The organism is Clostridia bacterium (genome assembly GCA_014360065.1).
GTDB lineage: Bacteria > Bacillota > DSM-521 > Neomoorellales > JACIYF01 > JACIYF01.
In genome coordinates this window covers 1-6,148 of record JACIYF010000134.1, presented here as the reverse complement: position 1 = coordinate 6,148, position 6,148 = coordinate 1, and the positions used below count along the sequence as shown (strand labels likewise).

Genomic DNA, 6,148 nt, shown 5'->3' with positions numbered 1-6,148 from the left:
CGCACATCCTCTTCGACCAGGGCTAGCCACTCCTCATCCACCAGGTCGATCTTGGTGATGGCGACGAGACCCCGTTTGACCTGAAGCAGGTTCAAGATGTCCAGATGTTCCCGGGTTTGCGGCATCACCCCTTCATCGGCGGCCACCACCATTAGCACCAGATCGATACCGGCCACTCCGGCCAGCATATGCCGGATAAAGCGCTCGTGGCCGGGCACATCCACCAAACCGACCCGCCGGCCACTGGGAAGCACCAAGGGGGCAAAGCCGAGCTCAATGGAGATGCCGCGCTCCTTCTCTTCCTTAAGCCGGTCGGTATCCACTCCCGTAAGAGCGCGAACCAGCACCGTTTTTCCATGATCCACATGGCCAGCGGTGCCGACAATTATGTATTGTTCCTGGCTACTGGTCACCGCTTGCACCCGCCTTCTCAGTCTTTGTCAGACTCGGCTCCGGCCGACAGAGCCTGGATGGTTTGCCAGGCTTCCGCTACCGCCCGGGCTACTTCCGGCAGCTCATGGTCGGCCAGAGTCCGGGCATCGAGAATCAAGGCCCGGTCCTGAATGCGGCCAATCACCGGCGGCTGGCGCCGACGTAAGGCTTGAGCCATCTTTTCGGCATCGCCAGCCGGGCCCAGGCTCACTGCTACGGCAAAGCTAGGGAAATCGGTAACCGGCAAGGATCCACCTCCAGCCCGGGAGGAAACCCGGATTACCGACAGCCCAAGCTCCGAAGTCTTTCCCCTGGGCTCTCCCTTAGCCGGCACCTCGGCCCTGGCAGCAGCTGTCCGGGATAAAGCCGCTTGCACCAACCTAAGCAGCTTCTCGGCCCGATCCCTAAGCTCGGCTTCCGAGGCATTAAGCATCCGCAAGGTAGGTATGGTCACGGCGGCGCGCTTTTCGTCCAGGTATTCCCGCAGGGTAGCTTCCAGAGCCGCCAAAGTCAGCTTATCAATTCTCAGGGCCCGGGTGAGAGGGTGCTGGCGAAGCCGGCCTATCACTTCCTTACGCCCCAAAATTATCCCCGCCTGAGGGCCGCCCAACAGTTTATCCCCGGAAAAAGTCACTAGGTCTGGCCCCTGGGCCACCACCTCCGGAACTATGGGCTCGCCCTGGTGGCGCCCCTGGGCCAAGGGCAACATTAGGCCGCTTCCCAAATCCATCATCACCGGCAAATGGTAAGTGCGGCCTAGTTCCACCAGCTCAGCCAATGAGGCCTCTTGGGTAAACCCTTGAACCCGAAAATTGGAAGGATGGACCTTGAGAAGCAGAGCGGTGTTATCGGTAATCGCCTTTTCGTAATCGCGGGCGTAGGTCTTATTGGTGGTGCCCACTTCCACCAGGGTGGTCCCGCTTTGGGCCATCACCTCCGGCACCCGGAAGGAGCCGCCGATTTCCACCAGCTCGCCTCGGGAGACGATTACCTCCCGGCCCCGGGCCAAGGCGGTTAAGGCTAAAAGCACAGCCGCAGCATTATTATTGACCACCAGGGATGCTTCCGCCCCGGTGAGCCGGCTGAGCCAGGCTTCTACGTGCACGTAGCGAGAGCCCCGCTCGCCGGTTTCTAGGTCCATTTCTAGATTGGAATAACCGACGGCGATCCGTTGCACCGCCTCTTGGGCCGCCTGGCTTAGGGGAGCCCGACCCAGGTTGGTATGTAGCACCACGCCGGTGGCGTTGATCACGGGCCGGAAGTGAAGAGAAAATGTTTCCTCCAGGTAGCGGAGGCTACGTTGGGCTACGGCTTCTGGTTCCGTCTCCCTGGCCGCCACTTCTTGTCCGCCCAGGATCCGCTGCCGCAATTGATCTAAGCTATGGCGGATAGCTTCCACCACCAAGGAGTGGGGATAATGGGGCCCGGCCTCCCTGAGCGCCCGGGCCTGCAATACCTGATCGACCGCCGGCAGCTGGCGCAATTGTTCTCCGATCTCGGACATCTTAAGCTCCTCCGAAAAGCATATATTTCCAGCTGGGGCGCTGTTCCTCCGCTGCGTAATCCTGTGCGCCCAGCACTCAACGCTACACTTGCAAAGGGCCTACACGTGCGTGACCTCGGCGACAACCTTTGCCAGGCCTGGCCTTGAGTGCTGGGTCGGCTTAATATCGCTTCCGGACCAGCGCCCCAGCATCCCCTACGTGCTTTTTCATGCCTGGTTGTGTGGCCGGCCGCATGGGGCACTCCCGGTTTACATCCAGCAAGCTGCCAGACCGCCATGGCCTGGTATCTGCGACCATGGGCCGCGGCCCGGCCAATAGCGCATGGGAGGTTCATAGCCCCAGATGGCCCAAGCCAGCGCCAACACCACCACGCCTATGGCCAAGGCTAGAGCTAGCCGCCGGTCCCGCACCAACATGGCAATGCCGACTAGGATCAAAAGCACCGGCCACAATCGGCTCAACCGAAACCAAAAATTCCAGGGCAGGATATTGAAATTGTTCAACAGGAACAGGGCCCCAAATACCACCAGGACCAGACCCCAGATGACCTTAGAATTGTTCATGGCTGACGCTCCCTTACTCCACTGACTATTAATAGTATGCCCAGCGCCACCACCAGTACCGGCCAAAGTCGGGACCAGGTGAATGTGGGCAGCGGTATCACCACCGGCAGGAGGGCGAGGATCCCTAGCCCGATCAAGAAGGCACCGGCAATTTGTGCCAGACGGCCCGGCGGCTGGGCCGGTTCCTGGCCGGTGAAGGGGCCCGGCGGTGGGGTAGGCCTTGCCCCTGCACCCGCCGGAGGTGGTTCAGCTGGCGGCTCGGCCGCTTCGCCGCCAAAGGGTCGATCTTCCACCTTGGACCATTTGCCCGGCTCCGACCAGGGCAAGCCCCCGTCCTGGCCGGGATATCCAGAGGGGGCTTCAGGTATCACTAACCAACAAATCAGGTAGACCAAAAACCCGGCGCCCCAAATTAGGGCCGCCACTACCCAAACTACCCGAATCAAGGTAGGATCGATGCGCAGGTACTCGGCTAGCCCGCCACAAACCCCACCAATGATCCTTTCTCGGCGCGATCGATATAGCCTTTCCATGCTCTGCCGCTCCTTTCGTTGCCTAGCTTAAGTTCACCTCGGCCGCACGTTCCCTTATACTGCCTGGATCTCCCGGGGAAACTGGGTCAAGAGCCTGAGGCCTTGGCTGGTGACTATGCCTGTATCCTCCAGGCCAACTGCCCCCCATCCCGGAAACACAAATTTGGGTTCCACGGCAATCACCATGCCTTCCTCCAGCGGCTCCCGGTGGCCTGCCGCCAGTACCGGTAGCTCGTCGATTTCCAAACCCACACCATGGCCAACAAAGGGTACCTGGCTACCATAACCTTGAAAGTGCTCGGCCAGCCCCGCCTCACAAGCCATTTGCCTAGCCAAATCGTAAAGCTCGCCGCCGGTAATCCCGGGCCGGGCCGCGGCGATCACGGCTTCCTCAATGGCCAGCGCCAAGCGGTGGGCCTTTTTTAGCTTCTCGGGAAGGCGGCCAGGATCCCCCAGTACATATACGCGGCTAGCATCCACCATGTAGCCACCGTAGTGACCAACATAATCAGCCATGATCGGCTCGCCCGGCATAAGCCGCTTGTACCCCATTTCCCGGGGATAGGATGGATAAAGGCCAGGTCCGCCCAAAGGGGTGTCATAAGAGGAAGGGACGCCCCCGCTATCGCCGCTAAGCAGGCTGCCGTGAAACATCTCCTGGTTGAAGGCCCGGAAGCGAATGGGTCCTAGGTGCCCCTGCTGGCGGGCAAAGCGTTCCAGCTCCGCCGCTACTTCCGCCTCGGTCCGGCCCTCCGCCAATACCTTTGGTATATAAGCCAGGAAAGCGTCATGCTTTTGGGCAGCCGCCTCCAAAGTCCGGATCTCGAGGGGCGACTTTACTGCCCGCAACCGGCGGATGGTGGGGGAAATGTCCACCATTTCCGCTGCCAATATTTCCTGGTAGCGCAAGAATTGGCTGGCGGGAAGTACATCCATCTCCACCCCCAGGCGCCGGGGTAGAGGCAAACCTGCCTCCTCGATTATCGCCGGAAGTCGGCGCAAGGATTGGAGGGGAATGATGCGGTCTTGCGCCAAGGGGGACTCGGCAAGCGCCCGGTTGACATCCCGGCGCACCATCAAGAGGGGCTCGCCCTCCCGGGGTATGTACAGGTGGGCATCCTGGGCCGTGCCGGTGAAGTAAAACAGGTCCACCCGCTGCACCACCAAGGCCGCGTCCAAATCCCGCTCTGCCAATTGCTGCTTGAGCCGGCCCAAGCGGTAAGCAATCTCCTCTGGAGGCACAACCCTCACCGGCTGCCACCGGGAACCATTCCGCTCCATTCCCTGCACCCCCACTCAGCCAGATTCACCCAAGTCCGACCGCTTAAAAATCTAATTCCCTTTAGCAGGGCCAAATCCTTCCCTAGAGATGGTGATGTTCATCACTCCACCGCTTCCGCTAAAGTAGTATTATATACGCAAGCCAACCTAGCTAACAATTTGAAAATTGGTCAGGGCAGGAAGTAAAGGCTTTTGTGGGAGGAGGTGATGGTGGTGTCTTTAGGCGCGTGGCGCTGTCCGGGGCAGGATATGCGCAACTGGAAGCCTGGCGACATATTTGAGGTAGCCTGCCCCCATTGCGGGGAAAAGGTGGAATTCTTCAAAGATGAAGTCAAGCTGCGCTGCCCCCATTGCCAGCAAACCGTCCCCAATCCGCGCTTGGACTTGGGCTGTGCTGCTTGGTGCGCCTATGGCTCCAAGTGCCTGGAGGGGTATGGGCAAAACCCAGGCCAAGAAGGTCCGCCCAAAACTAGTGAACCCGACGGCTAATTTTTTCTTGGTTGTGTGATCTAGATCACAGACAGGAAGGGTTGGGCCATGGTAGCATGAAGTCGACAGTCAAGAGGCCGTTTTTAGGCCCGGAGAGGGATAGGTATCTCCAAAAAGCTTACTAAAAGGGGGAACTAAGTCATGTTTTGTTACCAGTGTGAACAAACTGCAGGAGGAACCGGGTGCACTAAGATCGGTGTTTGCGGCAAGAATGAGGATGTGGCCAGCCTTCAGGACGCCTTGTTGATTGGCCTTAAGGGCGTCGCCGCCTACGCCTTCCACGCCCGGGAGCTGGGTGCCCACGATGAAGAAGTGGACGCTTTTATGGAGGAAGCTCTCTTCTCCACCTTGACCAACGTTGACTTCGACCTCAACCGCTTGGTGGAGTTGGTCCTTAAGTGCGGGGAAATGAACCTCAAGACTATGGAAATGTTGGACAAGGCGCATGTGGACCGGTTTGGTACCCCGGCACCCACCGCCGTTTCCACCGGTACCAAGGCCGGCCCGGGCATCGTTGTCACCGGCCATGATCTACTCGATCTCTACGAGCTCTTGAAGCAGACCCAAGGCACCGGCGTAAACGTCTACACTCACGGGGAGATGCTGCCGGCTCACGCTTATCCTAAACTCAAGGAATTCCCTCATCTGGTAGGCCATTATGGCGGAGCCTGGCAGAACCAAAAAACTGAGTTTGAGCAGTTCCCAGGCGCCATCCTTGGCACCACCAACTGTGTATTGTTGCCCAAGGATTCCTACCGGGATCGCATGTTTACCTGTGGCATCGCTGGCCTACCAGATGTCACCCACATCAAGGACCGCAATTTCGCCCCGGTAATCGAGAAGGCCAAGTCCCTACCGCCTCTGGAAGATAAGCCAGGCGGCACCCTAACTACCGGCTTCCATCACATTCCCGTGCTAGGCCTGGCCGATAAGATTATCGCCGCCGTCAAGGAAGGCAAGATCCGCCACTTCTTCCTGGTGGGCGGCTGCGACGGCACCAAGCGCGCCCGCAACTACTACACCGAGCTAGTGGAGAAGATACCTTCCGACTGCGTGGTGCTGACCCTGGGCTGCGGCAAGTTCCGCTTCAACTACATGGATCTCGGCGACATCGACGGCATCCCCAGACTCATTGACATGGGCCAGTGCAACAATGCTTACTCCGCCATCCAGGTGGCGCTGGCGTTGGCTGATGCGTTCAAGTGCGGCGTCAATGAGCTGCCGCTATCCCTCATCCTCTCCTGGTTCGAGCAGAAAGCGGTGGCCATCCTGTTTACCCTGTTGCACCTTGGAGTTAAGAACATCCGCCTCGGCCCCACCCTGCCAGCCTTCTTGACCCCCAATG

General features: G+C 59.3%; 7 protein-coding genes. 2 read left to right on the top strand and 5 right to left on the bottom strand.

The features are described from left to right. The 5 genes from H5U02_13330 to H5U02_13310 all read right to left on the bottom strand — a co-directional run. A partial coding sequence (locus H5U02_13330) for a GTP-binding protein (protein ID MBC7343404.1) occupies positions 1-413 on the bottom strand: 413 nt, incomplete at its 3' end. 17 nt (positions 414-430) lie between these two features. Continuing rightward, positions 431-1,936, bottom strand: coding sequence for an L-seryl-tRNA(Sec) selenium transferase (locus H5U02_13325; protein MBC7343403.1), 1,506 nt, complete (start codon positions 1,934-1,936; stop codon positions 431-433). A gap of 249 nt (positions 1,937-2,185) precedes the next feature. Further along, positions 2,186-2,500, bottom strand: a complete 315-nt coding sequence (locus H5U02_13320) for a hypothetical protein (GenBank protein MBC7343402.1) — start codon at positions 2,498-2,500, stop codon at positions 2,186-2,188. Then, entirely contained in the window at positions 2,497-3,033 is a 537-nt protein-coding gene (locus H5U02_13315; GenBank protein MBC7343401.1) for a PspC domain-containing protein, read from the bottom strand. Before H5U02_13315 ends, H5U02_13320 begins: the two co-directional genes overlap by 4 nt. A 54-nt stretch (positions 3,034-3,087) precedes the next feature. Beyond that, entirely contained in the window at positions 3,088-4,314 is a 1,227-nt protein-coding gene (locus H5U02_13310; GenBank protein ID MBC7343400.1) for an aminopeptidase P family protein, read from the bottom strand. Positions 4,315-4,527: 213 nt separating this feature from the next. Here H5U02_13310 and H5U02_13305 point away from each other — a divergent pair, with 213 nt between their 5' ends. Together H5U02_13305 and hcp are read left to right on the top strand one after the other, a co-directional pair. Then, on the top strand, positions 4,528-4,803 hold the full coding sequence (locus H5U02_13305) for a hypothetical protein (GenBank protein ID MBC7343399.1): 276 nt from the start codon (positions 4,528-4,530) through the stop codon (positions 4,801-4,803). Positions 4,804-4,944: 141 nt separating this feature from the next. After that, on the top strand, positions 4,945-6,148 hold a 1,204-nt coding region (hcp, locus tag H5U02_13300), incomplete at its 3' end, for a hydroxylamine reductase (protein MBC7343398.1).

Excerpts from the sequence above, each read along its gene's own strand:
- H5U02_13320 (MBC7343402.1), bottom strand. The coding sequence starts at position 2,500 with ATGAACAATTCTAAGGTCATCTGGGGTCTGGTCCTGGTGGTATTTGGG.
- H5U02_13325 (MBC7343403.1), bottom strand. The coding sequence starts at position 1,936 with ATGTCCGAGATCGGAGAACAATTGCGCCAGCTGCCGGCGGTCGATCAG.
- H5U02_13310 (MBC7343400.1), bottom strand. The coding sequence starts at position 4,314 with ATGGAGCGGAATGGTTCCCGGTGGCAGCCGGTGAGGGTTGTGCCTCCA.
- H5U02_13315 (MBC7343401.1), bottom strand. The coding sequence starts at position 3,033 with ATGGAAAGGCTATATCGATCGCGCCGAGAAAGGATCATTGGTGGGGTT.